Source organism: Bradyrhizobium cajani, from assembly GCF_009759665.1.
GTDB classification, from domain to species: Bacteria; Pseudomonadota; Alphaproteobacteria; order Rhizobiales; family Xanthobacteraceae; genus Bradyrhizobium; species Bradyrhizobium cajani.
In genome coordinates, this window is record NZ_WQNE01000029.1 from 1 (window position 1) to 26657 (window position 26657).

The 26657-nt window shown below is 63.8% G+C and carries 23 protein-coding genes and 1 tRNA gene; 8 read left to right on the plus strand and 16 right to left on the minus strand.

Annotated features, from left to right (window positions below; all coding sequences use genetic code 11):
* Positions 1-114: 114 nt before the first annotated feature.
* The 3 genes from GPL20_RS28265 to GPL20_RS28275 form a co-directional block, all read right to left on the minus strand.
* The gene (locus GPL20_RS28265) at positions 115-804 is read right to left on the minus strand and encodes a Fe2+-dependent dioxygenase (protein ID WP_157333832.1); all 690 of its coding nucleotides are present in this window, start codon (positions 802-804) and stop codon (positions 115-117) included.
* A 2-nt stretch (positions 805-806) separates the two neighbouring features.
* Positions 807-3203 carry a TonB-dependent receptor gene (locus GPL20_RS28270; protein ID WP_157334007.1) on the minus strand — a complete coding sequence of 799 codons (2397 nt, stop codon included), beginning with the start codon at positions 3201-3203 and terminating at the stop codon, positions 807-809.
* 227 nt (positions 3204-3430) lie between these two features.
* The gene (locus GPL20_RS28275) at positions 3431-3670 is read right to left on the minus strand and encodes a hypothetical protein (protein WP_025035676.1); all 240 of its coding nucleotides are present in this window, start codon (positions 3668-3670) and stop codon (positions 3431-3433) included.
* A 381-nt stretch (positions 3671-4051) separates the two neighbouring features.
* On the opposite strand from GPL20_RS28275, the gene GPL20_RS28280 reads away from it, so the two are divergent.
* From GPL20_RS28280 to GPL20_RS28290, 3 genes are all read left to right on the plus strand, one after another.
* Entirely contained in the window at positions 4052-5224 is a 1173-nt protein-coding gene (locus GPL20_RS28280) for an efflux RND transporter periplasmic adaptor subunit (RefSeq protein ID WP_157333834.1), read from the plus strand.
* Complete coding sequence (locus tag GPL20_RS28285) at positions 5221-8367, plus strand: multidrug efflux RND transporter permease subunit (protein WP_157333836.1); 3147 nt, start codon at positions 5221-5223, stop codon at positions 8365-8367. The genes GPL20_RS28280 and GPL20_RS28285 overlap by 4 nt, the downstream gene beginning before the upstream one ends.
* Positions 8368-8431: 64 nt before the next feature.
* The gene (locus tag GPL20_RS28290) at positions 8432-8998 is read left to right on the plus strand and encodes an invasion associated locus B family protein (protein ID WP_167533258.1); all 567 of its coding nucleotides are present in this window, start codon (positions 8432-8434) and stop codon (positions 8996-8998) included.
* Between the two features lie 9 nt (positions 8999-9007).
* On the opposite strand, the gene GPL20_RS28295 is transcribed toward GPL20_RS28290, so the two are convergent.
* The gene (locus GPL20_RS28295) at positions 9008-9370 is read right to left on the minus strand and encodes a DUF1428 domain-containing protein (protein ID WP_157333838.1); all 363 of its coding nucleotides are present in this window, start codon (positions 9368-9370) and stop codon (positions 9008-9010) included.
* 172 nt (positions 9371-9542) lie between these two features.
* Positions 9543-9616 (minus strand) — tRNA-Gln (locus GPL20_RS28300).
* 461 nt (positions 9617-10077) lie between these two features.
* Between GPL20_RS28300 and GPL20_RS28305 the strand changes: the two genes are divergently transcribed.
* Together GPL20_RS28305 and GPL20_RS28310 are read left to right on the plus strand one after the other, a co-directional pair.
* A complete protein-coding gene (locus GPL20_RS28305; RefSeq protein ID WP_157333840.1) occupies positions 10078-10509 on the plus strand; it encodes a hypothetical protein in 432 nt (143 codons plus the stop codon).
* Positions 10510-10591: 82 nt separating this feature from the next.
* Positions 10592-10984, plus strand: a complete 393-nt coding sequence (locus tag GPL20_RS28310; protein WP_157333842.1) for a hypothetical protein — start codon at positions 10592-10594, stop codon at positions 10982-10984.
* 159 nt (positions 10985-11143) lie between these two features.
* Here the strand turns inward: GPL20_RS28310 and GPL20_RS28315 are convergent, their stop codons facing one another.
* From GPL20_RS28315 to GPL20_RS28330, 4 genes are all read right to left on the minus strand, one after another.
* Positions 11144-11440, minus strand: coding sequence for a hypothetical protein (locus GPL20_RS28315; protein ID WP_157333844.1), 297 nt, complete (start codon positions 11438-11440; stop codon positions 11144-11146).
* Positions 11441-11881: 441 nt separating this feature from the next.
* Positions 11882-12301: a hypothetical protein gene (locus GPL20_RS28320; protein WP_157333846.1), complete on the minus strand. Its 420-nt coding sequence runs from the start codon at positions 12299-12301 to the stop codon at positions 11882-11884.
* Positions 12302-12472: 171 nt separating this feature from the next.
* Positions 12473-13378: a ribonuclease Z gene (rnz, locus tag GPL20_RS28325; protein WP_157333848.1), complete on the minus strand. Its 906-nt coding sequence runs from the start codon at positions 13376-13378 to the stop codon at positions 12473-12475.
* Between the two features lie 54 nt (positions 13379-13432).
* A complete protein-coding gene (locus tag GPL20_RS28330) occupies positions 13433-14035 on the minus strand; it encodes a TetR/AcrR family transcriptional regulator (RefSeq protein ID WP_157333849.1) in 603 nt (200 codons plus the stop codon).
* Positions 14036-14235: 200 nt separating this feature from the next.
* Here GPL20_RS28330 and GPL20_RS28335 point away from each other — a divergent pair, with 200 nt between their 5' ends.
* Positions 14236-15480: an efflux RND transporter periplasmic adaptor subunit gene (locus GPL20_RS28335; RefSeq protein ID WP_157333850.1), complete on the plus strand. Its 1245-nt coding sequence runs from the start codon at positions 14236-14238 to the stop codon at positions 15478-15480.
* A 160-nt stretch (positions 15481-15640) separates the two neighbouring features.
* A complete protein-coding gene (locus GPL20_RS28340) occupies positions 15641-18829 on the plus strand; it encodes an efflux RND transporter permease subunit (protein ID WP_157333851.1) in 3189 nt (1062 codons plus the stop codon).
* Between the two features lie 124 nt (positions 18830-18953).
* Here GPL20_RS28340 and GPL20_RS28345 read toward each other — a convergent pair whose 3' ends face one another.
* From GPL20_RS28345 to GPL20_RS28375, 7 genes are all read right to left on the minus strand, one after another.
* On the minus strand, positions 18954-19451 hold the full coding sequence (locus GPL20_RS28345) for a hypothetical protein (protein WP_157333852.1): 498 nt from the start codon (positions 19449-19451) through the stop codon (positions 18954-18956).
* A 98-nt stretch (positions 19452-19549) separates the two neighbouring features.
* Positions 19550-19996 carry a MaoC family dehydratase gene (locus GPL20_RS28350; RefSeq protein ID WP_157333853.1) on the minus strand — a complete coding sequence of 149 codons (447 nt, stop codon included), beginning with the start codon at positions 19994-19996 and terminating at the stop codon, positions 19550-19552.
* 448 nt (positions 19997-20444) lie between these two features.
* Positions 20445-20867 carry a hypothetical protein gene (locus GPL20_RS28355; protein ID WP_157333854.1) on the minus strand — a complete coding sequence of 141 codons (423 nt, stop codon included), beginning with the start codon at positions 20865-20867 and terminating at the stop codon, positions 20445-20447.
* Between the two features lie 12 nt (positions 20868-20879).
* Complete coding sequence (locus tag GPL20_RS28360; RefSeq protein ID WP_157333855.1) at positions 20880-21101, minus strand: hypothetical protein; 222 nt, start codon at positions 21099-21101, stop codon at positions 20880-20882.
* A gap of 105 nt (positions 21102-21206) precedes the next feature.
* Positions 21207-22025, minus strand: coding sequence for a lytic murein transglycosylase (locus GPL20_RS28365; RefSeq protein WP_157333857.1), 819 nt, complete (start codon positions 22023-22025; stop codon positions 21207-21209).
* Positions 22026-22143: 118 nt separating this feature from the next.
* Positions 22144-22950 (minus strand): shikimate dehydrogenase family protein, encoded by an 807-nt coding sequence (locus GPL20_RS28370; RefSeq protein ID WP_157334012.1) that lies wholly within the window; start codon positions 22948-22950, stop codon positions 22144-22146.
* A gap of 5 nt (positions 22951-22955) precedes the next feature.
* Positions 22956-24815: a flavin-containing monooxygenase gene (locus tag GPL20_RS28375; RefSeq protein WP_254125205.1), complete on the minus strand. Its 1860-nt coding sequence runs from the start codon at positions 24813-24815 to the stop codon at positions 22956-22958.
* 176 nt (positions 24816-24991) lie between these two features.
* On the opposite strand from GPL20_RS28375, the gene GPL20_RS28380 reads away from it, so the two are divergent.
* On the plus strand, positions 24992-26617 hold the full coding sequence (locus GPL20_RS28380; RefSeq protein WP_157333859.1) for a long-chain fatty acid--CoA ligase: 1626 nt from the start codon (positions 24992-24994) through the stop codon (positions 26615-26617).
* Positions 26618-26657 lie beyond the last annotated feature (40 nt).

Below are 26657 nucleotides of genomic sequence, written 5' to 3' on the forward strand. Positions count from 1 at the left end.
CCGCTTGCGCCGGGGCAGCAGGCAGGGTCTGGGTCTGGGCGGAAACGGGGGTTGCCAGCAAGGCGGCCGCCAGCATGGCGGCTGCGGCAAGGCTTGCTTGGAAGGTCATGCTCTTCATACTTCGGCCCAGTAGCGAATGAGGTTGTGATAGATACCCGTCAATTTGACCGTTTCGGGATCGTCACGCCCGAGCCGTTCCACCAGCGCCTGAATCGCGGTGTCGAGGTCAAAGATCATGCTCCGGGCTTGATCGTCCCGTATCATGCTCTGAAGCCAGAAGAAAGACGCAACCCGCGTTCCCCTCGTCACCGGCGTGACGAGGTGAAGGCTGGTCGAGGGATAGAGCACGCAGTCGCCGGCTGGCAACTTGACTTCGTGCGAACCGTAGGTGTCCTCGATCACAAGTTCGCCACCGTCGTAGTCTTCCGGCTCGGCAAGGAACAGCGTGACCGACAGGTCTGTGCGGATGCGAAGGCCGGTCAGGCGGTCGCCGCGGATGGCATTGTCGACGTGCAGGCCGAAATGGTGGCCGCTGCTCGCCGCGTAGCGGTTGAACAGCGGCGGGAAGATCTGGAGCGGTATCGCCGCCGCGACGAAGCGCGGGTTCGCCGTCAGCGCCGAGATGATGCGGTTGCCGAGCTTGCGCGCGACCTCGCTGTCCGGCGGCAACTGTTCGTTGCGCTTGACCATCGCCGACTGCGCGCCGGCGGTGGAGCGGCCGTCTTCCCATTCGCTGGCGTCCATGATGCGGCGGAAATCCGCCACATCATCCTTGCTGAGAACGCCAGGCAGACAGGTCAACATGATCAGAACTTCGCCGTCGTCACGATGTAGAACGCCCGTCCCGGTGCGACCGCCACGAACGGCACATTGCTGCGATAGAACGAGTCGTAATAGAGCTTATTGGTCAGGTTCTGGGCGTAGAACTTCATGGTCCAGTTCTGGTCGATCTTCTTCTCGACGAACGCGTCGAAGCGCCAATAGCTCGGCAGCTCGTTGGTGTTGGCCGCGAACGTGCCGCCATAGACCTTGGAGCGGTATACAGCTTGCCCGCCGAGCTCCCAGCCGCCGTCGAACTTGTACTTGGTCAACATGCTGAACGACTGGTGGGCGATGTTGGCGAGCTGCAGACCGAGATTCGAGGCAACGCCGCTCTGCGTGACCTTCGACTGCATCAGAACCAGGCCGCCAAAGATGCTCCAGCGGTCGGTGATCTTGCCCTCCGCCTCGATGTCGATGCCCTGGATCCTGTAGGCAGCGCCCGAGGTCAGCAGGCCATTGACGGTCTCGCGCGCGTTGTCCTTGGTGGTCTGGAACAGCGCACCGGTCACCAGCAGGTGCCGGTCTGCAAGCTCCCATTTGGTGCCGAGCTCGATCGCCTTGTTGCGCTCGGGCCCGAGCAGGACGGCCGTGTTGGGCGGAACGCCACCGTAATCGGTCGCGGTCGCGTCAAGCTCCGACCCGAACGGATTGGCCGAGGTTGCATAGGCCGCATAGAGGCTGCCGATCGACATCGGCTTGTAGACCAGGCCGACGTTGTAGTTCACCAGATCGGCGTTCTGCTTCAGATAGGCCGCGTTGGTCGACGAGCTCTGGCTATAGCCGTCGTAGCGCACGCCACCATTGACGATGACCGTGTCCTGCCAGTTCGCGGTATCCATGACGTACACGCTTGTGGTGTTGACACCATAGCGCGTCGGATTCCCAGCCAGCGACGGCGTGCCGAACGGAATGTTGGTGAACTGGGGGGAGTAGAGATTGACGTTCTGGACAGCGCCGTTGCTCTGGAAGCCTGCGCCGGACAGTTCCGACGCAAGGCCGGCGTAGCGGTCGATCGAGATGTTCTCGTTCGAATATTCGACGCCGAACACAGCGGTGTGCTTGACCCCGCCGGTATCGAGCTTGAACGTGGCCTCGTTCTGGTTGGCCCATACATCCACGTTCTGGTAGCGGCTCTGCGCGCTCGCCGTCGTGGTCCAGAGCAGCGGATTGGGGCTGGTCGTATTCGGATTTTGCGGCAACGTGCCGATGTAGTTGAGCAGCGAATGCTCGCCGCGCACCTTGCTGGTCAGCGTGATGGCCTCGTTGACCTTGTATTCGATCGTGCCGGTGCCGAAATCCTGCCGCGCGGTCTGGAAGTCGCGGTTGAGGAAGCCGTACCAGTTGCCACGCGGGATGCCGGCCGACGTCACCGGCACATTGCCCTGCTTGTAGTAGGGCACGCCGAAGTCCGGCAGTCCGCTGAGGTCGGTATGGACGTAGTTCGTCGTGATCTTGATGTCGTTCGTCGGGGTGTACTTGGTCGAGATGAAGCTGCCCCAGCGATTGTCGGTCACGTAGTTGCGCCCGGCGACGTTGGCGTCCTGGAACAGGCCGCCGGTGCGCACCGAGAAGGTCGGATCGATGACCTGGTTGACATCGAGCGTGACGCGCTTGGTCATGTCGGTGCCGAACTCGCTGTCCACGCGCTTGAAGTTGACGTCGCCGGCCTGCTTGGTGACGATGTTGATGGCGCCGCCGGCGGTGCCGCGGCCGGCATAGGAGGATGCCGGCCCGCGCAGAATCTCGATCTGCTCGGTGAAGAAGTTCTCGCGGATCGAAACGGCGGGATCGCGGATGCCGTCGATGAAGACGTCGTTGCGCGCATCGAAGCCGCGGATGAAGAAGCGGTCGCCGAACGCGTTGCCGCCCTCGCCCGAGCCCAGCGTGACGCCCGCGGTCGAGCGCCCGATCTCCTTCAGCGTCGTCGCGTTCTTGTCCTCGAGCACTTCCTTGCTGAGCACCGTGATGGTCTTGGGGGTGTTCAGCATCTTCTCGGGAAACTTGCCCGAAGCCTGGACGTGGTCGACCTTGTAGGGCGCGGCGGGATCGGCATAGGGATTGCCGTCGGGCGCGCCGGACGGTGTGGTGGGAGCCGTCTGCTGCGCCTGCTGGCGCTGCGCGGCGCGGCGGAGCGCGTTGCGAGCGCGGACCTGTTCGGCCGTCGGCTTCGACGCCGTCGGCCGCGGGCGCTCGTGAGGCGCGTCGACCGTTACGGGCGGCAAATTCGATTGCTGCGCCTGCGCGCCGCTCGACACCGACGCCACGGCGATCAGGCTCGCGACGGCCGAAACCTTCTTGCCGGAAATGCCCGCTGACTTCTCATCCATCGGATCGAACGCTACGACCGAACGCAACGACTTCGGTGCGACCACCTGCCCCATTACAAAACGCCCCATCATCTTGTTCGCTCACTCACTTCGATGAGCGAATGGGACAGTTGGTATCGGCCGCAAAATAACCGGTCAATGCGGGCAAGCCCTTAGGCCCCCGGAATAAGTCGAGATCAAAACGATTCTAAATTCGACTTTGAAATCGTTCTAAATCTGGATTGGAGTCGTTCTAAGGGAAGCGCGAAAAATACCGCGAGATCAGCGTCGCGCTCTTGGCATCAATCACTGCTCGGCGGCTTCATCAGCGAGAACAATTCATCGACGGTCTTCTGCGCGACCGCGCGCACGCGGTCGGTGTTGTCCATGCCGGCGATGTTGACGCCGTTGACGACGGCTTTGATCTCGTCGCGGAAGTCGGTGAGGAAGCGCAAGGGATCGCGCTGCTCGTTGGCAACGCGCGCAATCAGTCCCGTGATCAGAATCTGGCACGCGATCAGCTTGCCGTTCAGTTCGTCCATCCTGCGCTCCCTTGTGGCGGCGCGCCGATATGAACGATGCGGATTTTCCTGACAACCGAAACGCCACTGCGGCGATTTAGAACCGTTCTTGCAAGAAAGCTCGGGCCGCTTCGCAACAAGCCGGTGGACCTCGCAGTCCGCACCAGTTCCGCGTCTTGCTAAACCCGCTGCCCGCGCGATCGTTCGCACGGGAAAATGCAGCACTGCACACGATCGCGCCAGCCTGCTGCCCAGGCGGTGCAAAGCTTTCCAATTGTTTAGGATTCCCGACGGATAGTGCTGTTTACACTGGAACTTGGCGTGTATTATACAAGCGCGCTGGAACCCTATGATTGCCCCATAATTCGTAAGCTTAGGGCACAAGAGCCGACACGAGACGATATGAAAAAGTCGCGGCCGATCCTCTGGATTCTGATCATGGCGGCCGTGGCCTCCGCGGGTTATTATGGCTGGCAGAAGTTCGGCCCGCCTCAGGCCGGAAAATCCCAGACCGCGCAGAAAGGTCCGCCGCGCCCGGCCGCCGTGCCCGTGAGCGTCGCGCCGGTCCAGAAGGTCGACTTTCCGGTGTACCTGACCGGTCTCGGCACGGTTCAGGGCTTCAACACCGTCCAGGTCCGCTCGCGCGTCGATGGCCAGATCGACAAGCTCGCCTTCCGCGAGGGTCAGATCGTCCAGGAGGGCGAGCTTCTGGTCTCGATCGATCCCCGCCCCTATCAAGCCGCGCTCGACCAGGCCAAGGCCAAGAAGGCGCAGGACGAGGCGAACCTGGCCAACGCCAATCTCGAACTTCAGCGCGCCATGAGGCTCGGCGAATTCGCGACCGCGCAGCGGGTCGACACCCAGCGCTCGACCGTCGCCCAACTCAACGCCCAGATCGCCGCCGACGAAGCTGCGATCGCCAACGCCCAGACCCAGCTCGACTACACCCAGATCAAGGCGCCGATCACCGGCGTCGCGGGCCTCCGCCAGGTCGACATCGGCAACATCGTCAACGCCTCGACGCAGACCGGCATCGTCACGATCTCGCAGGTCGAGCCGATCTCGGTGATCTTCACCGCGCCCGAGGACCAGCTCCCCTATATCAGCGAGGGGCAGAAGGCCGGCGCGCTCAAGGTGATTGCGTTCACCACCGACGGCAAGAAGACGCTCGCCGAGGGCAAGCTCGCCGTCATCAACAACCAGGTCGACACGACCAGCGGGACCGTTCGCCTCAAGGCGGTGTTCGAGAACAAGGACCACGCGTTGTGGCCGGGCCAGTCGGTTTCCACGCGCCTGCTGGTGCGGACGCTGAAGGACGCGACGGTGGTTCCCGACGATGCGGTCCAGCATTCGACCAACGGCCTCTATGCGTATACCGTCAATCAGGACAACAAGGCCGAAGTGCACAAGATCAAGGTGAGCTATGGCATCGACGGACGTTCGGTCGTCGATGAAGGCCTTACGCCCGGGCAGCAGGTGATCACCGGCGGTCAGTTCAAGGTGCAGCCCGGAAGCCTGGTCTCGACGGCGGTGGCGAGCTCTGATCCGGCGCAGAACAAGGTTCGACAGGAATGACCGAAGGCGGGATTTCGGCACCTTTCATCCGTTATCCCATCGGCACCTCGCTGCTGATGGCCGGCATTCTCTTCGTCGGTCTCGTCGCCTACCCCCTGTTGCCGGTCGCCCCGCTGCCGCAGGTGGATTTCCCGACCATCCAGATCACCGCCAACCTGCCGGGCGGCAGCCCCGAGACCATGGCCTCGTCGGTGGCGCAGCCGCTCGAGCGGCAATTCGCCCAGATTCCCGGCATCGCCCAGATGACCTCGACGAGCTATCTGGGCACCGCGTCGATCACCATCCAGTTCGACCTCAATCGCAACATCGACGGCGCGGCCAACGACGTGCAGGGCGCCATCAACGCGGCAAGCGGCCAGCTGCCGAAGAACCTGCCCTCGCCGCCGACCTACCGCAAGGTCAACCCGGCGGACGCCCCGATCCTGCTGCTGTCGGCGACCTCCGAGACACTGCCGCTGACAAGCGTCAGCGACGCCGTCGACGCCCAGCTCGCCCAGCAGATCAGCCAGCTCTCCGGCGTCGCTCAGGTGTTCATCGGCGGCCAGCAGAAGCCGTCCATCCGCGTTCAGATCGACCCGGCGAAACTCGTCGCCAAAGGCTTGTCGCTCGAGGACGTGCGCAGTCAGATCGCGATCACCACGGTCGACAGCCCCAAGGGCAACATCGACGGGCCCAAGCGCGCCTACACGATCTACGCCAACGACCAGCTCACCCAGGCCAAGGACTGGAACGACGTCATCATCGCCTACCGCAACGGCGGCCCCTTGCGAATCCGCGACATCGGCCAGGCCGTCAGCGGCGCTGAAGACGCCAAGCAGGCGGCCTGGGCCAACGGCAAGCGCGGCGTGTTCCTGGTGATATTCAAGCAGCCGGGCGCCAACGTCATCGAGACCGTCGACAGGATCAAGGCGACCTTGCCCCGCCTCGTGGCGGCGATCCCGCCCGCGATCAAGATCGAGCTCATCAGCGACCGCACCACGACGATCCGCGCCGCGGTCGAGGACGTCCAGTTCACGCTGCTCCTGACCATCGCGCTCGTGGTCATGGTCATCTTCATCTTCCTGCGCAGCTTCTGGGCGACGGTGATCCCCACCATCACGGTGCCGCTGGCGCTATTGGGCGCGTGCGCCCTGATGTGGGTGGCCGGCTATTCGCTCGACAATCTGTCGCTGATGGCGCTCACGATCGCGGTCGGTTTCGTGGTCGACGACGCCATCGTGATGCTGGAAAACATCACGCGCTACATCGAAGAGGGCGAATCGCCTATGGCGGCGGCCTTCAGGGGCTCCAAGGAAATCGGCTTCACCATCGTCTCGATCAGCATCTCGCTGGTCGCGGTGCTGATCCCGCTGCTGCTGATGGGCGGCATCATCGGGCGCCTGTTCCGCGAATTCGCCGTCGTGCTGGCGATGACGATCTTCGTCTCGATGTTCGTGTCGCTGACGCTGACGCCGATGATGGCCTCGCGGTTCCTGCGCGCGCATGGCGAAGTGACCCACGGCAGGTTCTACCAATGGAGCGAGCGGGCCTTCGACGGCATGCTGCGCGGCTACGAATATGTGCTCGACCATGCCCTCGCCTGGCGGCGCACCACGCTCACGATCTTCTTCGCCACGCTCGGCCTGTCGATCTACCTGTTCGTCCTGATCCCGAAGGGCTTCTTCCCGCAGCAGGACGTCGGCCTGATCACCGCCACCTCCGAAGCCTCACAGGACATTTCGTTCGCCGAGATGCAGCGCCGCCAGGTCGAGCTCGGCAAGATCGTGATGGCGGACCCGGACGTCGCCACCATTGCGATGAACATCGGCGGCAGCGGTCGCGCCGGCAACAACGGCAACATGTTCATCACGCTGAAGCCGCGCAACGAGCGCGAGGCCTCGGCGCAGCAGATCATCGCGCGGCTGCGTCCAAAGCTCGAGAAGGTGCCGGGCGCCCGCCTCTACATGCAGGCGGCCCAGGACGTCCGGCTCGGCGGCCGGCCGACACGCACGCAGTTCGAGTTCACCCTGCAGGACGCCGATCTCGCCGAGCTCAACGACTGGGCGCCGAAGATCCTCGCCAAGATGCAGACGCTGCCGGAGCTGCGCGATGTTGCGACCGACCAGCAGACGCAGGGCACCACGGTGCAGCTCAAGATCAACCGCGACACCGCATCGCGCTACGGCATCCAGCCGCAGCTGATCGACGACACGCTGTATGACGCCTTCGGACAGCGGCAGGTCACGCAGTATTTCACCCAGCTCAACACCTACAAGGTGATCCTCGAGATCCTGCCGGAGATGCAGGGCAATCTCGACAGCCTGAACAAGCTGTATCTGAAGTCGCCGCTGACCGGCGACCAGGTGCCGCTCTCGACCTTCGCAACCTGGACCACCGATCCGGTGCGGCCGCTCTCGATCAGCCACCAGGGCCAGTTCCCGGCGATCACGATCAGCTTCAACCTTGCGCAGGGCGTTGCGCTCGGCCAGGCCACCGAGGCCGTGCAGAAGGCGATGGCCGAACTCGGCGCGCCGCCGACGCTCAATTCGAGCTTCCAGGGCACCGCGCAGGCATTCCAGCAGTCGCTCGGCACCGTGCCGCTGCTGATCCTCGCAGCCCTCGTCGTGGTCTATTTGATCCTCGGCATCCTCTATGAAAGCTACATCCATCCGATCACGATCCTGTCGACCCTGCCCTCGGCCGGCGTCGGCGCGCTCGCGATCCTGATGGCGGCCGGCTTCGACTTCAGCCTGATCGCATTGATCGGCATCATCCTCCTGATCGGCATCGTGAAGAAGAACGGCATCATGATGGTCGACTTCGCGATTGCCGCCGAACGCGACGAGCACAAGACGCCGGAGCAATCGATCCGTCAGGCCGCGCTGTTGCGCTTCCGCCCGATCATGATGACGACGATGGCCGCGCTGCTCGGCGGCGTGCCGCTGATGCTCGGCCACGGCACCGGCGCCGAGATCCGCCAGCCGCTCGGCTACGCCATGGTCGGCGGCCTGATCGTCAGCCAGGCGCTGACGCTGTTCACCACGCCCGTCGTCTATCTCTATCTCGACAAGCTCAATAACTGGTTCTCGGACTGGGGCCGTTCGGGCGGCGGCGAAGGCGACGAGGCGCCCGAGCACGGCACCGTCAAGGAAGCCGCCGAGTAAGCTTGCACCGCGGCTCCCGCGACGCTACAGCGGGGCCCCCGGTTCACGCCAACGCGGTTTCGTCATGCCCATGCAATCCAGACTTGTCGCCCTCGCCGCCGCTGTCCTGTTGTCGACCGGCGCTGCGCATGCCCAGCAGGGTGCCAAGAAGAACGCCGCGTCCCCCGCCCCGGCCGCACAGCCCGCGCCGACACAAGCACAGGCGGACGGCGCTCCGGCGCAGCAGGCCGGCTGGATCGTGCGCTGCACCAGCGTCAGCCGCGACGCGCCGCTCGAATGCGCGATGGAGCAGAACGCGGTGCTGACCAAGACCGGCCAGACCATCGTGCTTGTCAACATCCGCATCGCGCCCGACACCCGCACGCCGGTGGCGCTGCTGCAACTGCCGCTGGGCCTCAACCTTCCCGTCGGCGCCAAGCTCCAGGTCGACGAGGGCAAGACGGCCGACCTCCAGATCCAGACCTGCGAGAACCGCGGCTGCTACGCCTCGACGCCGGTCGCGCCGGACCTGCTGGCAGCGTTGCGTTCGGGCAAGCAGCTGAAGGTCTCCTTCCAGAACATGGCCAAGGAGACCATCGCGATCCCGATGCCGCTGAACGATTTCGCGGCGGCCTACGACAAGATCAAGTAACGGGCACCGTCAGGTCGCGATGTCGCTTGCCCGCAGCAGCGTCGTGAAGCCGCCATAGATCATGCGCTTGCCGTCGAAGGGGATATCGCCGCCCTTGAGCCGCGGATCCGCCATCACCTTCTTGTTGACGGCATCGCGGGATTCCCGGTCGCGGTAGACGATCCAGGCGAACACCACGATCTCCTCCTCCTTCGCCATCACTGCGCGCGGAAACGACGTCAGCTCGCCATAGGGCACGTCATCGCCGATGCACTCGACATAATCGAGCGCGCCGTGCTCCATCCAGATCGCGCAGGCCGTTCGCGCCAGAACCTTGTAGGCCTCGATCTTGTCCTTCGGCACGGCGAGCACGAAACCATCGACATAGGGCATCACAGAACTCCTTGGATTGTGTGTCCCAAGGACGTTGCAGCGGTCGGATATCCGACCCGGGCCCACGATTTTCAGCTGAGGCAAACGGTCGCTCGCGGTGGCGCGCCCGGTGAGCCTTCCGGCCTGCGATCAGATGCCGAGGGCATGATGCCCTAGGGAAAGCGCCCGGAATTGGCTGGGGAACCTGGATTCGAACCAAGACAAACAGAGTCAGAGTCTGTTGTGCTACCGTTACACCATTCCCCACCGAAGTGCTTGATATCGCTAAGCTTTCTTCGGAAGTCTTGCAAGGCTAGCGAAGAGCAAATCAGCGCTTGCAGGTCGCTCATATAGCCGCGCCGACGTTCGTGGTCCAGTCCTTCTGTGGGGTACTATCCGTATTTGGCCCCCTGTGTCCTATTTTGAATTCGAGAGTGTCCTAATTCGCGGAACCGTTGATTTGGCTCAGCGGTCTTCGGCGAGGTGTCCCAACTCCTCTGCAGGTGTCAATGAATGAGGCAGAAGATAGCTCTTGCTTTCATGGTCCTCGTAATCGTGGTCGTTACCTACTTCCTGTACGACGACTACGCGAAGTGCCAGCAAGAATACCATCGTGGATGCGCTCCAGCCGTCGGAAGCGGGCCGATCTCAAAATGAGGGCACTGTCCTCATCTGCCTTCTCCGGTGTCCTAATTAGGGCGTGCACTCGATATTTCTTCGAGACGGACGTGCTGTTTCGTCTCAACATCATTCGCGCGGTCGTCATCGACATTCCGATGGATGCAAAATACGGCGACGAGCAAAGCAATCTCAAAATCTCTAAGATCGTCGCGGAGTTCGCCTTCAAGCATTTGCGAAATTTCGTGAAGAGAATTATATATAACTACTATCTTCGAGACCTTTCGCTTGCATCGTTCAAACTTCCCCTCGGTCTCGCCTTGATGCTCGGCGGCGCAATATTCGGACTGAGCAGATGGGTCGCCGGTGCACACATCGGTGCAACAGCAACCGCCGGAACCGTCATGCTCGCCGCCCTGCCGTTTCTGGCGGGCCTTCAACTAATCCTGGCGTTCCTGGGATACGACATTTCGTCGGCTCCAAGGCGGCCAATTCACAAGAGTCTGCGCAGGGCAAAATTGCTCGGCGCTGAAACTCCTTGAGGAAGCGAATGCTTCGCCGCGATTCGAGGGCGCTCACTGTCCGGGAGTGCGTTGGGCTGTCAAACAAGGGCGGCGAATAACCATGCCGTCTTTGACACTTTCACAAGCTACCAAAGTGGTCTTAGTCGTGCTCGCCGTCTATTTCCCAGTCGCGCTCTACCTGCACTACAGCTACGTTCCGAAACCGGACCCGCCGAAGTCCGCGAATTTAACCGGTCCCTTCCGCAAGATTGATCCGACCGCCTACCAGGCTCTTGTGCCAAAACTCGAAGGGCTCGCAGATTTTGGCAGCATGCCGGTCAGATCGACCATTGTCCTGCTCGAAGATGGAAAACCGCTCGGCCCACCGCACAGCCCTTCAAAAGTGGCCAACGGTAGCTATTCGCATTGGCTCGGCGCCGGCATCATCTTCTCGGCCAGCGACAACAGCGATCCGAACTCCAACGGGCGGAGCTATTCAATTACATGGAAATAGCCCAGCAGGACCTACTGGGCGTTTTTCGCTTTGACCGAAATATTGCTTACTCCTTCGCAAAACAGGAGTTCATAGGCTGCTAGTCCTACGCAGGCGAAAGAAGCAGCCCTATGACAGAGGAAGTCCCAGCATCAAGCGCAGTTATCGCTCTGCCCTCACCTAGCAAAAATGCTTCGCCAGCAAGAGCGCCATTCGACTGTGGCCGCGATCGCGGACAAGCTTCTCGGCGGCCACGCGGCTACCGGCTTCGATCAGTAGCGCCCGCGCGCCGGCGCAGAACGCCGGCAGATCCAGGATATCGCGCAGCAGCTCCACGAAATCCTCGCTGTGCTTGACCTTTTCGAAACTGTTCTTCTCGAGGTGGCCGAGCTGCTTGTAGGCTTCGCACTGCCAGCGCTTCTTCTCGTCGCTGTACTCGAGGCGCACCGCGAACCACCTGGTCGATGCGCACGACACGTCCCTCGCCGTCCTCATCGCGGGCACGTGCGTTGTTCTGCGGAATTCCTCTGTTTCATGAGGGAGTCAGTGACGAGATCGGAGGAACGGTGTTGCCCTTCATGTGGACAGAACCCGCGCCCAAGGCGACCGGGACCAACCGGGGGCCGCGAGGGTCACGAACGGGCTGGTCTTAACGAGCCGCCCTACGACGAGCAGGCTGCGCCGGAATCACGGAAGCGGCCCGTGCAAAGGCTAGTTGAAGACGCGCCGACAACGAGGGGAATAGCCATGCCACCCTGGACATTAAGGCGACGCTGGCCCTCGACGCGCTGGCCAGATGTTGACTACAATCCTACCAATCAACCATCTACAATCCTACCAATCAACCATTGTCCTGCTCGAAGATGGGCCAACCGCTTTTGGCGCTATCTCAACCGAGGGATTTGGAACTGACGGGGATCAGTTGATCGGAGCGCCCATATGGGTGCACAAAATTCCTGTTCCAGCCGCATCTCCGGTGCTGCGGAACGACATCGCTCCGCTACCATTGTTGATCCCCAAATTGACTACGCCGCTTGTGCTGTTCGGCCCCGACCTGATGCAGACGTGCTTGGGATAGAACGCAGCGTCCGGAATGGTTGCGAACACAGCCGCAACCGTCGTCGTGCCGTTGGAGATGTCGCCGGAGATATGACAGGTGCCATCGCGCAGGCGACGCGCGCGGAATTTCGTAGCCGCCCGCCAGCGTCGTCCAGCCGTTCGACAGAGTGAGCGGCCGCCGCCACGCAACAACAAACGGCCGCCCGCGGCAGCGACGTGGTTGTGATTGACCAGCATCGCGCCGGCGCCGGCTTGGTTGCCAAGTTCAAGCGCGACCAACAGGCCATTGCAGGCGTTATCCGTGAAACGACAGTTGTCGCCGCAAGCCGGCGCATAGACGCCCCCTAGATGTAATTGTTTACGATCCGCCCATCGATCCAGTTTCCGTTGCTGGGGATACTGATCGAGCGCCCGCTGTTCATAGGCCCGAATGTACAGTCGCGCACATGGCTAGATCACGATGCGATCGAAATCGGCGGCAATCCGGCTGCTCGGAAAGATCCTTGCTGCCTCCGTCAGGATCTCCTCGTCCTGATAGCGACCCGACAGGTGCACCAGCACGAGCTGCCTGACGTTGTTCGCCGCGGCAAACGAAGCCGCCTCCGCTGCGGTGAGATGGCCGTAGTCCCGCGCGGTTGCGGCGTCGCGATCGAGGAAGGTCGCTTCGATCACCAGCACGTCGGCGCCCGCGACATGGTCGGACAGCCCCTCCGTGGTCTCGGTGTCGCCGATCACGACGAGCTTCCTGCCGCCGCTCGGCGGCCCCAGAACGTCCTCCGGGTCGACCGTTCGGCCATCGGCGATCACGACCGGTCGTCCCTCTGCCAGCTCTCCGCGCAGGGGACCGTCCGGAACACCGAGCGCCGCGAGGCGGTCGGGCCGAAGATGACGGCGTGCGGGACTCTGGAATGCGAAGCCGAAACTATCGGTGTCGCGATGACGGACCGGAAAGCAGTCGACGATGAATTCGCCGGCGTCGATGACCTGTCCTTCGCTCAGCGGCACGAATGTCACCGGGATCGGCGCCCTGCCCGCACCCCACAGGCCTGCGAGCATTCGCATGACGATGTCGAGCGTGCCCTGTCCGCCATGAATGGTCATCATCTCGGAGGTCTGCCGCAATCCCAGCGTCGAGAAGAGACCGGGGATGCCGAGCACGTGATCGAGATGACCGTGCGTCAGCAGGATGCGGTCGAGCCGCCGGAAGCCGACGCCACTGCGGAGCAATTGGCGCTGCGTGCCCTCGCCGCAATCAACCAGGATGCGCCTGCCCGCGGCCTCCACGAGAAGCGCAGGATGGTTGCGTTCTGCCGAGGGAACGCTGGCGGAGGTCCCGAGAAATGTCAGGGCGAACATTGGTGCGACTTGTCCAGCAGGCCGGAGAGCTCATGCGCTCGGCTCGGCCGAGCCTTACCCCCGCTCCGACTGCGCCTCAACCGCCTGCACGGCCACGCTTGCCACCTGCCGCAGCGCTTCACGATCCGCGCCCGAAGACGCCATCACGCCCATGCCGACGGCGACGGCAGAGACGTAGCGCGCGAGCGCGGCCGGGTCTGAGGTCCGCTTGAGATCGCCTTCAGCCTTGGCGCGAATGAAGCGGTCGCGGAGTTGATCCTCGTTCTGGGCGCGGCGGGAGGCGAGCTCGAACGGGACGTTCTCGGAGCCGGTGCCACAGGCGATGCCGCCCTGCACCAGAAGGCAGCCGGGCGGATTGGCGGGATCAGTCTGCTTGTCGGCGATGCCCATCAGCATCCGCTCGGCGACCTCACGGGCCGTGGATGCGGCCACCACCTCGTCCATCCAGACGCCGCGCAGTTTCGTGTAGCGGTCGAGCGCGGCCTTCAGCAGGCCTTCCTTGTTGCCGAAACAGGCATAGAGGCTCGGCGGATTGATGCCCATGGCCTCGGTCAGCTGGGCAATGGTGGCACCCTCATAGCCATGGCGCCAAAACACTTCCATCGCCTGATCCAACGCCGTGTCGGCGTCGAATTCGCGGGGGCGTCCCATACCCATGTGCCTGTCTCCTCGGACTTCGCGTTCTGCCTGAGGCTTAACGTCAAATCCTATCTATTTGTTCTAGCTTTCTTTTTCTTGTGTCTTCCAATCGTCGCGGTATCGGCGTACAATTTTCTTAGTGAATGGTACATAAGTATCTTGCACTGCGATATCCAGCTCCACATCTGTAGTGAACACTACATATCTGGAGCGCGCAAATGCCCCCCTCCCAAAATACCTCCCGCGCCGGCCGTTTCCGCCGCCTTCTCGGCGGCGTCGCCATCGTGGGCACCCTCGCCGTAGCCGGCTCGATCGCGACCGGCCGTTACTTTCACGCAGCGCAGGCGACCGCAACGGCCGCCGCGGCGGAACAAGCCGTTTCCGTCACGGTCGCCATGATCGAGCCGCGGCAGACCGTGCTGTGGGACGACTTCTCCGGCCGCCTGGAGGCTATCAACCGCGTCGAGCTGCGGCCGCGCGTGGCGGGCGCGATCCTTGCGACCAACTTCACCGAAGGCGCACTGGTGAAAGCCGGCGACGTGTTGTTCAAGATCGATCCGGCGCCTTACGCGGCCGAGGTGGACAAGGCCGCAGCCCAGCTCGAGGCTGCCAGGGCCCGCGTCGTGTTCACCCAGAGCGAGCTCGAGCGCGGCGCGCAGCTCGTCGGCAACGCCGTCGTCACCCGCCGTGACTACGACCAGCGCGACAACGCCAATCGCGAAGCCGTCGCCAACGTCAAGGCGGCCGAAGCGACGCTCCAGACCGCCAAGCTCAATCTCGACTACACCGAGGTTCGCGCGCCGGTTGACGGCCGCGTCGGCAAGATCGAGGTTACCGTCGGCAATCTCGTCGCCGCCGGCACCGCCTCTCCCGTGCTGACCTCGCTGGTCTCGGTCAATCCGATCTACGCCTCCTTCGATGCGGACGAAGAGGTCGTGCTGCGCGCATTGAACTCGATCGCGGATGCGTCCGGCAAGCGCGGCAATCTCGACCAGATCCCGGTCGAGATGACGACCTCCGGCGGTCTCTCGGCGAAAGGCCACATCCAGCTCATCGACAACCAGGTCAACGGCCAGAGCGGCACCATCCGCGTCCGCGCGGTGTTCCGCAACGAGGACGGCCGTCTCATCCCCGGCCAGTTCGCCCGCGTGCGCATGGGCCAGCCGAAGCAGCAGACGCTGGTGATGATCGACGAGCGCGCGATCGGCACCGACCAGGACAAGAAGTTCGTGATGGCGGTCGGTGACGACAGCCGCGCAGTCTATCGGCCGGTCACGCTCGGCGGCGCGGTCGATGGCTTGCGCATCGTCACCACGGGCCTGAAGCCAGGCGATCGCATCGTCGTCAACGGATTGCAACGCGTGCGTCCGGGCGCCCTCCTCAAGACGGAGATCGCGGCGATGGGCGCGCGCGGGCCGCAGCAGGCCTCCAACCACAGCAACCAGGACGTCGTGCAACGCTAGTTCTCCGTCATTCCGGGGCGGGCGTAGCGCGAACCGGAATCCAGAAGTTTGAAACTCCGACCACTTCACCTCCGGATTCCGGGTTCGCGGGCTTCGCCCACGCCCCGGAATGACGGTGGAGCTGTCGGAGAACAGCAGGATATTGCCCAGGGGCAAAGCCATGAATCTCTCGAAATTCTTCATCGATCGCCCGATTTTCGCCGGCGTGCTCTCGGTCCTGATCTTCCTCGCAGGGCTCATCTCGCTGTTCGCGATGCCGATCTCGGAGTATCCCGATGTCGTGCCGCCTTCCGTCGTGGTGCGCGCCACCTATCCCGGCGCCAATCCCAAGGTGATTGCGGAGACGGTGGCGACGCCGATCGAGGAGCAGATCAACGGCGTCGAGAACATGCTGTACATGTCGAGCCAGGCGACCACCGACGGCGCGATGACGCTGACGGTGACCTTCCGCCTCGGCACTGACCCCGACAAGGCGACGCAGCTGGTGCAGAACCGGGTGCAGCAGGCCGAGCCGCGCCTCCCCGCGGTGGTGCGCCAGCTCGGCATCATCACCAAGAAGTCCTCGCCCGACCTCACCATGGTCGTGCATCTGTTGTCGCCGAACGGCCGCTACGACATGACGTATTTGCGCAACTACGCGGTGCTCAACGTCAAGGATCGTCTGGCGCGGATCGACGGCGTCGGCGACGTGCAGCTCTTTGGTGCCGGCGACTATTCGATGCGGGTGTGGGTCGATCCGCAGAAGGCTGCTGAGCATGGCCTGACCGCCAGCGACATCGTCAAGGCGATCCAGGCGCAGAACGTCGAGGCCGCCGCCGGCGTCGTCGGCTCCTCCCCGAACGTAAGGGGTATCGACCTGCAATTGTCGGTCAATGCGGAAGGGCGGCTCGCCAACGAGGAGCAGTTCGGCGACATCGTGGTCAAGACCGGCGCGCGCGGCGAAGTCGTGCGCTTGCGCGACGTCGCGCGCATCGAGCTCGGCGCGTCCGAATACGGCCTGCGCTCGCTGCTCGACAACAAGCAGGCGGTGGCGATCCCGATCTTCCAGGCGCCCGGCTCCAACGCGCTGCAGATCTCCGACAACGTTCGCGCCACCATGGCCGAGATCAAGAAGAACATGCCGGAAGGCGTGTCCTACCAAATCGTCTACGACCCCACCCAGTTCGTGCGCTCCTCGATCGAGGCGGTCATCCACACCTTGCTGGAAGCCATCGCGCTGGTGGTGCTGGTCGTGATCCTGTTCCTCCAGACCTGGCGCGCCTCGATCATCCCGCTGCTGGCGGTGCCGGTGTCGATCGTCGGCACCTTCGCGGTGATGCACGTGTTCGGCTTCTCCATCAACGCGCTCAGCCTGTTCGGCCTCGTGCTTGCGATCGGCATCGTCGTCGACGATGCCATCGTCGTGGTCGAGAACGTCGAGCGCAACATCGAGGCCGGGCTGTCGCCGCGCGACGCCACCTATCAGGCGATGCGCGAGGTCTCGGGCCCGATCATCGCGATCGCACTGGTTCTGATCGCGGTGTTCGTGCCGCTCGCCTTCATCTCCGGCCTCACCGGACAGTTCTACAAGCAGTTCGCGCTGACGATCGCGATCTCGACGGTGATCTCCGCCGTCAACTCGCTGACGCTGTCGCCGGCCCTGTCGGCGCTGCTGCTCAAGGGCCACAACGAGCCAAAGGACAAGCTGACGATCATCATGGAAAAGAGCCTTGGCTGGTTCTTCCGTCGCTTCAATCGGGCGTTCACCTTCTCGTCGCAGAGTTACAGCGGCACCGTCACCAAGGTGATCTCGGGCAAGGCCGCGGTGATGGGCCTCTACGTGGCCCTCGTCGGCCTCACCGCCTTGCTGTTCCAGCAGGTGCCGAGCGGCTTCGTGCCGGGCCAGGACAAACAATATCTGGTTGGCTTCGCCCGTCTGCCCGACGGCGCGACTCTGGATCGCAGCGAGGAGGTGATCCGCAAGATGAGCGACATCGCGCTGACCCAGCCCGGTGTCGAGAGCTCGGTCGCCTTCCCGGGCCTGTCGATCTCCGGCTTCACCAATTCCTCCAACGCCGGCATCGTGTTCTCGACGCTGAAACCGTTCGACGAACGCAAGGATGCCGCGCTCAGCGGCCCCGCCATCGCGGCCGAGCTGAACAAGAAATATGCCGGCATTCAGGAAGCCTTCATCGCCATGTTCCCGCCGCCGCCGGTCAACGGCCTCGGCACGATCGGCGGCTTCAAGCTGCAGATCGAGGATCGTGCCGGACTCGGCTATGAAGCCCTGAACGAGGCGACGAACGCCTTCATGGCAGCGATGCAGAAGGCACCGGAAATCGCGGGCGTGTTCTCGAGCTTCCAGGTCAACGTGCCCCAGCTCTTCGCCGACATCGACCGCACCAAGGCGCTCCAGCTCGGCGTGCCCGTGACGGAGGTGTTCAACACGCTGCAGATTTACCTCGGCTCCTACTACGTCAACGACTTCAACAAATTCGGCCGCACCTATTCCGTCCGCGTCCAGGCCGACGCGCCGTTCCGCGCACGGGCCGACGACATCCGGCAGCTGAAGGTGCGCTCGTCCTCCGGCGACATGGTGCCGCTGTCGGCGCTGCTGAAGATCCGCCAGAGCGCGGGCCCCGAGCGCGCGATCCGCTACAACGGCTTCCTGTCGTCCGACATCAACGCGGCGGCTGCGCCCGGCTTCTCCTCGGGCCAGGCGCAGGAAGCCGCGACGCGGATCGCGGCGGAAGTGCTGCCGCCCGGCTTTGCCTTCGAATGGACCGACCTGACCTATCAGGAGTTCATCGCCGGCAATTCCGGCATCTGGGTGTTCCCGCTGGCGATTCTGCTGGTGTTCCTGGTGCTGGCCGCGCTCTATGAGAGCCTGACGCTGCCGCTCTCGATCATCATGATCGTGCCGATGGGCCTGCTGGCCGCGATGTTCGGCGTCTGGGTCGCGAAGGGCGACAACAACGTCTTCACCCAGATCGGCTTGATCGTGCTGGTCGGTCTCTCCGCCAAGAACGCGATCCTGATCGTCGAATTCGCGCGCGAGCTGGAGTTCGCGGGACGCACGCCGATCCGAGCCGCGATCGAGGCGAGCCGGCTGCGGTTGCGGCCGATCCTGATGACCTCGATGGCGTTCATCATGGGCGTGCTGCCGCTGGTGCTCTCGACCGGGGCCGGATCGGAGATGCGGCGGGCCATGGGCGTTGCAGTGTTTTCAGGAATGATCGGCGTCACCGTGTTCGGTCTGTTCCTGACGCCGGTGTTCTACGTGCTGCTTCGCACCGTCACCGGCATGAAGCCGCTGACGCATCACGGCAGCGACACCAGCGCGGCGCCGGTCCAGGGGGTTGGGCACTAGATCCGGGGCGCGCCCGACGTCTCGAGCGTGACGGTGGCGTGCTCGCCCGCCTCCTGGGGCGCTCCACCCACTGGCCCCCGCTCTGCTACCGAGGGCTTGCCGGCCCGCTGCCGGCTTCACGGCTCTACTTCCTGTTCTCTTCGCAGAACTTCAGCGCGGCCAGCGCCTCGCCGGCGCGCGGGATCTGCATCTCGATGCTGTCTTCGTCATCGTCCTCGAAATCGAGCGTGAGGCGCCTGGCCTTCGAGAGCCGGTCCATGATCGACTGATCGTACTCGAAGATGCCGCGCACGGTGGTCTTGTCCATGACCTCCCATTTCGCCTTCTTCATGATGCCGGCGTCGTCGGTGCCGACATCGGCCCTGAGGATCTCGCCGACCTTGTCCCATTCCCAGGCGTCGTAGATCATCACGATCACGATCGCCTTCTCGGAATAGGTGATCACGATGACGTAGTCGCGATTCTCGTCGTCCTTGTCCTTGTAGCCGCGACTCGCGTTGCAATGCGTGTCCTGCGTGCGCTTCTCGATGGTCCAGTCGCCGACCCTGGATTGTTGCGCAAGCACAGGCGCGGCGCTGAGGGCACCGGCGAGCATTCCGGCGACGAGAAGGACGCGTTTCATGTCAGCCTCCAGTTCCCCGGACGGAGATGACCACCTCCGCAGTCGACCCGCAAAGGCTCTCACGCGCCTGCACGCGGGCAATGGCGGCGCTGGCGGTCCTAGCCCCGTCGCGGCACGATCGCGATCGGGGTAAAGGTGTAAACCTCCTCGCCGTTCTGGTTGAACATCGTCCATTTCACCAGCGCGATGCCCTGCGGCTTCGATTTCGACGGCGTCAGGCTCATGACCTCGCCGACCAGGTGCAGGCGGTCGTTGGGCCGTACCGGAATGGTCCAGCGCAGACCGTCGACGCCCGCGCCGATGAGCGGGTGCGGCCCGAAGGGGCGGGTCTGGATTGCGAGGTTCATGGCAATTGCCGCGGTGTGCCATCCCGAGGCAGCAAGTCCCTTGAACAGGGTCGCCTTGGCGGCTTCGTGGTCGAGGTGCATCGGCTGCGGATCGAACTCGGCGGCGAAGCGCTTGATGTCGGCCTCGGTGACCTCCACTTCGGGGGATTTGAACCGCATTCCGACGGTGAGATCGTCGAACCACTCGACCTGCGCCATGAAATTGCCTCGCAATAGGATGCACCGCCCGCCGGAGCGCGCGGCCAAAAGGATCGACCAACGGCGGGATGTAGCGGGTCCGCGGCACACAGACCAGCCCCGGGGTTCCCGCGAAACCCCTTTCCCAATATGACGAAACACGCCTGAAACAGATCGCCGGTTAAGTGGTTGTCAAAATCATACAGGGACGGCCACCATGCAATTCTTCCTCGACCTCATTCTGGACTATTCCTGCTGCCAAAATCTCGTCGCTCAGCCGCTGCGGGAGGACGAGCTATGATCGAGCTGATCTCGGGCCTGCTCGCCCTTTGCAGCGTCGGTGTCTTTGCCGCGCATGCGCTGGACGCCTATCGCACCACGCACTACTGACCAAGATCGCCGCGGTAGCTCGCTTCACCACTCCCGCAGGGAGTGGTGAATGTCGAGCCCCGTTCATATCCTCCCGGCACTAGAATGGCCGCCGGTAGAAGTGTTCCGAATGCGTTGCCGGCGGAAACCTGTTGGCGAGTGCTAGTGCCTGCCTTTCGTCGGTCTCGAGCGCGATCTTCTGCGCGAGCATCACGTCGCCGGGCACGAGGAAGCCTGACGGGACGAAACACCACCCCATCGTCGCGATGCCGGCATCATCGATTTCGTGGACATTGGCCGCCGTGCCGTAGTGGATGCGGTACCGCTTGCCGGTATCGCAGCCGATGACGTCGAAATACCGGTACTGCTCGAACTGCGCGAACTGCGCCGGCGACAACCATTCGGCCAGCAGCCGGCGGCCGCGGGCATCCGGCGTGTTCTCGCCGAAGAAGCGCCGGTAGAGCTCGCGCAGCGCATGCAGGCGCGCGCGCGCCGGCGCGCGAAACCAGAGTGCCGCGATCATGTGCAGCTCAGGTCAACCGCCGACCAGGCGGGGATAGAACAGCGTTTCCTGCGCGGTCGGGTCGAACGATCGGATCCGGGTGACTTCGCCGGGTCCGGTCCGGAGCGCGGCGGTAAATCCGGCTCCGGTCAGCTCCCGAAAGCGGTGCTCGGCTCGCGCCAGCGCTTCGGCATTGTCGGGATCAAACTCGTGGCGGGTGTCGCCCGTCTGATCCATCACGATCTGGGTTGCCATCTTGAGTCTCCTCATGCCCAGCCCTGCCCCCGATCAAAGCAAACCTCGTGCCGTCAGTTCCTTAACGCAAGAACTTTCTCCTGCTCGGCCGAGTCCTTTGCGGCCTCAACGCGACGCGGCCGCCCCTCCTCCCTCGTCGATCTGCCGTCCCATCAGGGCAATCGCCTTCTGATAGACGCCGGCAGCATTCCAAGCCTCGATCGCGGCGAAATTCGGTTCGCCCGGCTGGTAACCGGCTCCCGCGCGCCAGCCATGGGCCTTGAGGAAGTTCGCCGTCGAGTTCAGCGCGTTGGCGGCAACCTCGAGATTGCCCGTACCATAAGCCAAAATGTTCTTCGGCATGAACTGGGTCTGGCCGACCTCGCCATGCATTGAGCCACGGGTTGCTCCCGACAGTGTACCACGATCGATCAGCTTCAAGGCCGCATAGAGTTGGTCGGTGAAGAATTCGGGACGGCGGCAATCATACGCCAGGGTCGCGATCGACGACAGCATGTTCTGATTGCCGCGCTGGCTGCCAAAACCGGTCTCCATGCCCCAGATCGCGATCAGCGGCCCGGGCGGGACGCCATAGCGCTGCTGGATCGAGGCGAACAAGGCAGCCTGCGACTGCTTGAGCTGCCGCCCCTTGGCGACGATGGTGGTGGCACCGCGCTTGGCGAGGAACTGCTCGAGCGACAGCGAGAAGCTGCGCTGGCCGCGGTCGGCCGCGATGGTGGCGCTGGCGTAATTGGTCTGCATCAGGGCCGAGAGTGCGGTCGGACCGATGCCCTTGCCCTGCGCCTCCGCGCTGAACTCACGCTTCCAGGCCTCGAAGCCGGCCGGCGAGCTGCCGCATTGCGCGGCCTCGGCAGCGGGCGCCAGAGAGAGAAGCAGCGCCGCAACACTGATTATGGCCGCCGCTACGGTCCTGCCCTTGGTCATTCCTCGTTCCTCTCTCTTGGGATGCGCGACCGGCTCGCGCGGGCGCATGATCCTACGTCGGCTCTGATCGCTCAAGCCCCAGTGGGAGCAACGGGCACCTTGACACCGGGGCGATCGCCTATCCTTCGCCGGCGCGATGAAGCAGAAAGTCCACCAGGATGCCCTGGTGCCGCCGATACATGTCGGTGCCGGTCCCTGTGACACAGCCGGCTTTCCGGGCCGCTGCGATGAAGGGCGAGACTTCGGGCTTGGTGATCACGCAGCCGCAATAGGCCGACGGCATGAGCCTGATGACATCGACCGGCAGCGGGTCCCCCTCCTTCATCCCGGCGGGTGTCGCATTGGCGACGAAATCATAGCCCGCGGGGTCCATGGTGCCTGCCCGCGCCGGCGCCTTGCCGAGACCGTTGAGCCGGCCGATCAGCGCGTCGCGCCGCTCGGCCGCGCTGTCGTGAATTGCAAGCTCGCTCACGCCAGCCTCGATCAGCGCAAGGGCAATCGCAGATCCCGCGCCCCCGGCACCGACGAGCAGCGCCCGCATCCCCTTCGGATCAATCCCCTTCGCCCGCGCCGCACCGACAAAGCCGAGGCCGTCCACCATGTCGCCGTGCCACGCGCCGTCGGCGCGCCGGCGCATCAGGTTCACGGTACGCAGGAAATGGGCACGTTCCGTCGCGCTCACGCAGGCCTGGTAGCAGGCAAATTTGTGCGGGATGGTCACGACGATGCCGTCAAGATTTTTCAACCGCGTTGCCACAGAGAGGAAGTCGGGCAAATCCGCCGGCGCGACCTGAACCGGCATCAGAATGCCGTCGTGCCCCCGTGCGGCAAAGGCGGCCGACACGCCTGCCGGCGAGCGCACCTGCGCGATGGGATCGCCGACGATGAGATAGAGTCGCGTGGCGCCTGATGGCGCCGGGATCAGGCCGCTCAAGCCGGAGCCTGGGTGCCACCCGCCTCCGCCGTTGTCCCGTAGCTCAACTCCAATCCGTCCAGATTGCCCTCTTTCCGCCATCTGTCCAGCAGCCGCAGGAAGGCCACGGGCCCGCGCCAATACTGGCTGTTTCTGGCCGCGATCGGATCGAACACGCCCTCATTGTTGTAGTAGCCCGGCGTGCATTCGGCGAGATAGGTCTGGCGGCCGAGTGCCGCCCTGACGACCTCGTCGACCCAGGCGTTCTCGGCGGCGAGCGTCGGCTCCAGCGTCCGGGCCTGGCGCTTGCGCGCCTCGGCGACCACATAGGCAATGTGCTGCGACTGCTCGTCGATGATGTGCGGGAAATTGGCGCTCTGGCCGGCCTGCACGGTGACGATCAGAAAGCAGTTCGGGAAACCCCGGCTGTAGAAGCCGTGCAGGGTCTTGACGCCGTCGCGCCAGCGCTCGGTCAGGCTCATGCCGCCGCGCCCATAGACCTCAAAGCCCATGCGGCGCGCGTAATCGGTGCCGACCTCGAAGCCGCTGGCACAGATCAGGCAGTCGAGCTCATAGGCCTTGCCATCGACCACGACGGCATTCTCGGTGATGCGCTCGACGCCCCGTCCCCTGGTGTCGACGAGATGCACGTTGGAACGGTTAAAAGTGTCGAGATATTCGTCATGGAAGCACGGCCGCTTGCAGAACGCCTTGTACCAGGGTTTGAGCGCGGCCGCGGCCGCCTCGTCCTTGACGATCGCATCGACGCGCGCCCGGATCTCCTCCATCTTGCGATAATCGGCCTGCTCGATCGCCTTCAGCGCCTCTTCCATCGAGGTCACCGGCTGCGGCTGACGGCGCGGCGCCAGCAGGATCTCGCCGAGCAGGCCGGTCCAACCGTCCTGCACCAGATCCTGCTCGAACGGCTCGCCGGAGATCACCGCGGTGAAATTGTCCATGCGCTCGCGCTGCCAGCCGCGCGTGAGGCTCTTCACCCAGCCCTCGTCCGTCGGACGATCATCGCGCACACCGATCGCGGACGGTGTGCGCTGGAAGACGTAGAGCTCCCTGGCCGAGCGGCCGAGATGCGGCACGCATTGCACGGCGGTGGCGCCGGTGCCGATGATACCGACGCGCTTGTCGGCAAGACCGGTGAGGCCACCGTCCGCACTGCCGCCGGTGTACGCATAATCCCAACGACTGGTATGAAAGCTGTGGCCCTTGAATGTCTCGATGCCGGAAATGCCGGGCAATTTCGGCCGGCTCAGCGGGCCTCCGGCGAGAATGACGAAGCGCGCGCGGATGCGATCGCCGCGATCGGTCTCGACCAGCCAGCGCCCATCCTGCTCCTGCCATCCCATCCGTGAGATGATCGTCTGAAACAGCGCGCGCTCGTAAAGACCGAAATGCCGGCCGATGCGGCGGGAGTGCTCGTAGATCTCCGGCGCCCGCGCATATTTGCGCACCGGCATGTAGCCGGTCTCTTCCAGCAGCGGCAGATAGATGTAGCTCTCGGTATCGCAGGCAGCTCCGGGGTAACGATTCCAGTACCAGGTGCCGCCGAAATCGGCCGCCTTTTCCACGATCCGGAAATCGTCGATGCCGGCCTCGCGCAGACGCGCCCCGCACAGAAGGCCGCCGAAGCCGCCGCCGACGATGAGCACTTCAGTCTGTTCACTGACAGGTGCGCGCGCAAAGCCGGAATCGGCCCAGGGGTCGTCGAGATAGCGGCCGAAATCGCCGGTCACCTCGACATATTGCGCTTTGCCTTCGGTACGCAGACGGCGATCGCGTTCATCGCGATAACGCGCACGGAGTGCCGCGATGTCGATCGTAGGTTCGCCGGCTGCGCCGGTCTTGTGTTTTTCCGCTGACACTCGTTTCCTCCCCGGCAGGCGCTGCTTCGCGGGCAATTCGCATTACTTAGCGCTGAAAAAGTGACGCATGCAATCACGTCCCTTGTTTTTTGCGTGAACGCCGCGTGACGTTCCGCTACCGTGCGTGCAAATCACAAGCGCGCGTCACGCAACGACGTGGCGGTCTGGAGGAGACCATGCAGGGATTGATGATGGACATGCCGCTGCTGATCAGCGGCCTGATCCAGTATGCTGCCGACTATCACGGCGAGGCCGAGATCGTCGCGCGCGAAATCGAGGGCGACATCCATCGCTACACCTACGCGGACGCTCATCCGCGCATCAAGCGCATGGCGCTGGCGTTGCAGCGGCTCGGCATGACGCAAGGCGACCGCGTCGGCACGCTGGCCTGGAACACCCACCGCCATTTCGAGATGTTCTATGCCGCGCCGGGCATGGGCTATGTGCTGCACACCGTCAATCCGCGGCTGTTTCCGGAGCAGCTCGTCTACATCATCAATCATGCCGAAGACCGCCTGCTGTTCATCGATCGCGCCACGCTGCCGATCGTCGAGGCGATCGCGCCGCAATTGAAGACGATCGAGGCTTACGTCGTGATGTCCTCGCGCGAGCGGATGCCGGAGACGACGCTTGCCAACGTTCATTGCTACGAAGAGCTTCTGGACAAAGAGAGCGATGCCGGCTTCGCCTGGCCGGAGTTCGACGAAAAATCCGCCTCAACCATCTGCTATACGTCAGGTACGACGGGCAATCCCAAGGGCGTGATCTATTCGCACCGCGCCGCGATCCTTCAGACCATGACCTGCTGCAATTTCGATTTCCTGCCGGGACATGTCGAAGGCGTACGCGAGGTGATGATGCCGATGGCCCCCCTCTTCCACGGCAATGGCTGGAACATGCCGTTCACCGCGCCCTATACCGGCTCGAAGCTGGTGCTGCCCGGCCGCAATTACGAACCCGACAAGCTCTACGAGTTGCTCGAAGGCGAGAAGGTGACGCTGTCGGCGGGCGTGCCGAGCTTCTGGCTGATCCTGCTCGACTGGCTCGGCCGCACCGGCAACCGCTTCTCGACACTTCGCGCAACGCTGTCGTCGGGCTCGGCACCGCCGCGCGCCATGGTCGAGAAGCTCAAGCGCGAATACAATATCGACTATATCCAGGCCTGGGGCATGACCGAGGCCTTGGGCTGCTCGATGCCGGGCCTGCGGCCCGGCTCGGAGCACCTCAGCGACAAGGAGAAGTTCGACCGGCGCCAGGTCTCGGGCCGCGCCTGCTTCGGCACCCGTTTGCGCATCGTCGACGATGCCGGCAACGAGCTGCCGCGCGACGGCAAAACCGTTGGCCATCTGCGCGCTCGGGGACCATGGGTCGCCTCCGGCTACATGAAGCTCGACGAGGGCCTCGACCGCGACGGCTGGCTGATCACCGGCGACATGGCGGTGATCGACAGCCAAGGCCACGTTACGCTCACCGACCGCTCCAAGGACGTCATCAAGTCCGGCGGTGAGTGGATTTCCTCGATCCAGCTCGAGGATATCGCCTTGTCCCACCCGGACGTGCTTCAGGCCGCCGTGGTCGCCATCGCGCATGAGAAATGGCAGGAGCGTCCCCTGCTCCTCGTCGTCCGCAAGAAGGGTACGACCGTCGACGGCAAGACGCTGCTCGACCACATGCGCCCGAAGATCGCGAGCTGGTGGATGCCGGACGCCGTCGAATTCCTGGACGAATTCCCGATGACGGGCACGGGCAAGGTGTTGAAGTCAGCTCTGCGCGAGAAGTTCAGGGAATACCGCGTCGCTTGAAGCGATGCGCCATTGCGCAGACTGTCCATCGATCAAGGAA

Coding starts and splice junctions, on each gene's coding strand:
- GPL20_RS28360 (WP_157333855.1), bottom strand. CDS start 21,101: ATGGCAACCCAGATCGTGATGGATCAGACGGGCGACACCCGCCACGAG.
- GPL20_RS28345 (WP_157333852.1), bottom strand. CDS start 19,451: ATGAAACGCGTCCTTCTCGTCGCCGGAATGCTCGCCGGTGCCCTCAGC.
- GPL20_RS28350 (WP_157333853.1), bottom strand. CDS start 19,996: ATGGCGCAGGTCGAGTGGTTCGACGATCTCACCGTCGGAATGCGGTTC.
- GPL20_RS28365 (WP_157333857.1), bottom strand. CDS start 22,025: ATGACCAAGGGCAGGACCGTAGCGGCGGCCATAATCAGTGTTGCGGCG.
- GPL20_RS28355 (WP_157333854.1), bottom strand. CDS start 20,867: ATGATCGCGGCACTCTGGTTTCGCGCGCCGGCGCGCGCGCGCCTGCAT.
- GPL20_RS28295 (WP_157333838.1), bottom strand. CDS start 9,370: ATGCCCTATGTCGATGGTTTCGTGCTCGCCGTGCCGAAGGACAAGATC.
- GPL20_RS28330 (WP_157333849.1), bottom strand. CDS start 14,035: ATGGGTATGGGACGCCCCCGCGAATTCGACGCCGACACGGCGTTGGAT.
- GPL20_RS28335 (WP_157333850.1), top strand. CDS start 14,236: ATGCCCCCCTCCCAAAATACCTCCCGCGCCGGCCGTTTCCGCCGCCTT.
- GPL20_RS28265 (WP_157333832.1), bottom strand. CDS start 804: ATGTTGACCTGTCTGCCTGGCGTTCTCAGCAAGGATGATGTGGCGGAT.
- rnz (WP_157333848.1), bottom strand. CDS start 13,378: ATGTTCGCCCTGACATTTCTCGGGACCTCCGCCAGCGTTCCCTCGGCA.
- GPL20_RS28380 (WP_157333859.1), top strand. CDS start 24,992: ATGCAGGGATTGATGATGGACATGCCGCTGCTGATCAGCGGCCTGATC.
- GPL20_RS28310 (WP_157333842.1), top strand. CDS start 10,592: ATGCCGTCTTTGACACTTTCACAAGCTACCAAAGTGGTCTTAGTCGTG.
- GPL20_RS28340 (WP_157333851.1), top strand. CDS start 15,641: ATGAATCTCTCGAAATTCTTCATCGATCGCCCGATTTTCGCCGGCGTG.
- GPL20_RS28285 (WP_157333836.1), top strand. CDS start 5,221: ATGACCGAAGGCGGGATTTCGGCACCTTTCATCCGTTATCCCATCGGC.
- GPL20_RS28290 (WP_167533258.1), top strand. CDS start 8,432: ATGCCCATGCAATCCAGACTTGTCGCCCTCGCCGCCGCTGTCCTGTTG.
- GPL20_RS28280 (WP_157333834.1), top strand. CDS start 4,052: ATGAAAAAGTCGCGGCCGATCCTCTGGATTCTGATCATGGCGGCCGTG.
- GPL20_RS28275 (WP_025035676.1), bottom strand. CDS start 3,670: ATGGACGAACTGAACGGCAAGCTGATCGCGTGCCAGATTCTGATCACG.
- GPL20_RS28270 (WP_157334007.1), bottom strand. CDS start 3,203: ATGGGGCAGGTGGTCGCACCGAAGTCGTTGCGTTCGGTCGTAGCGTTC.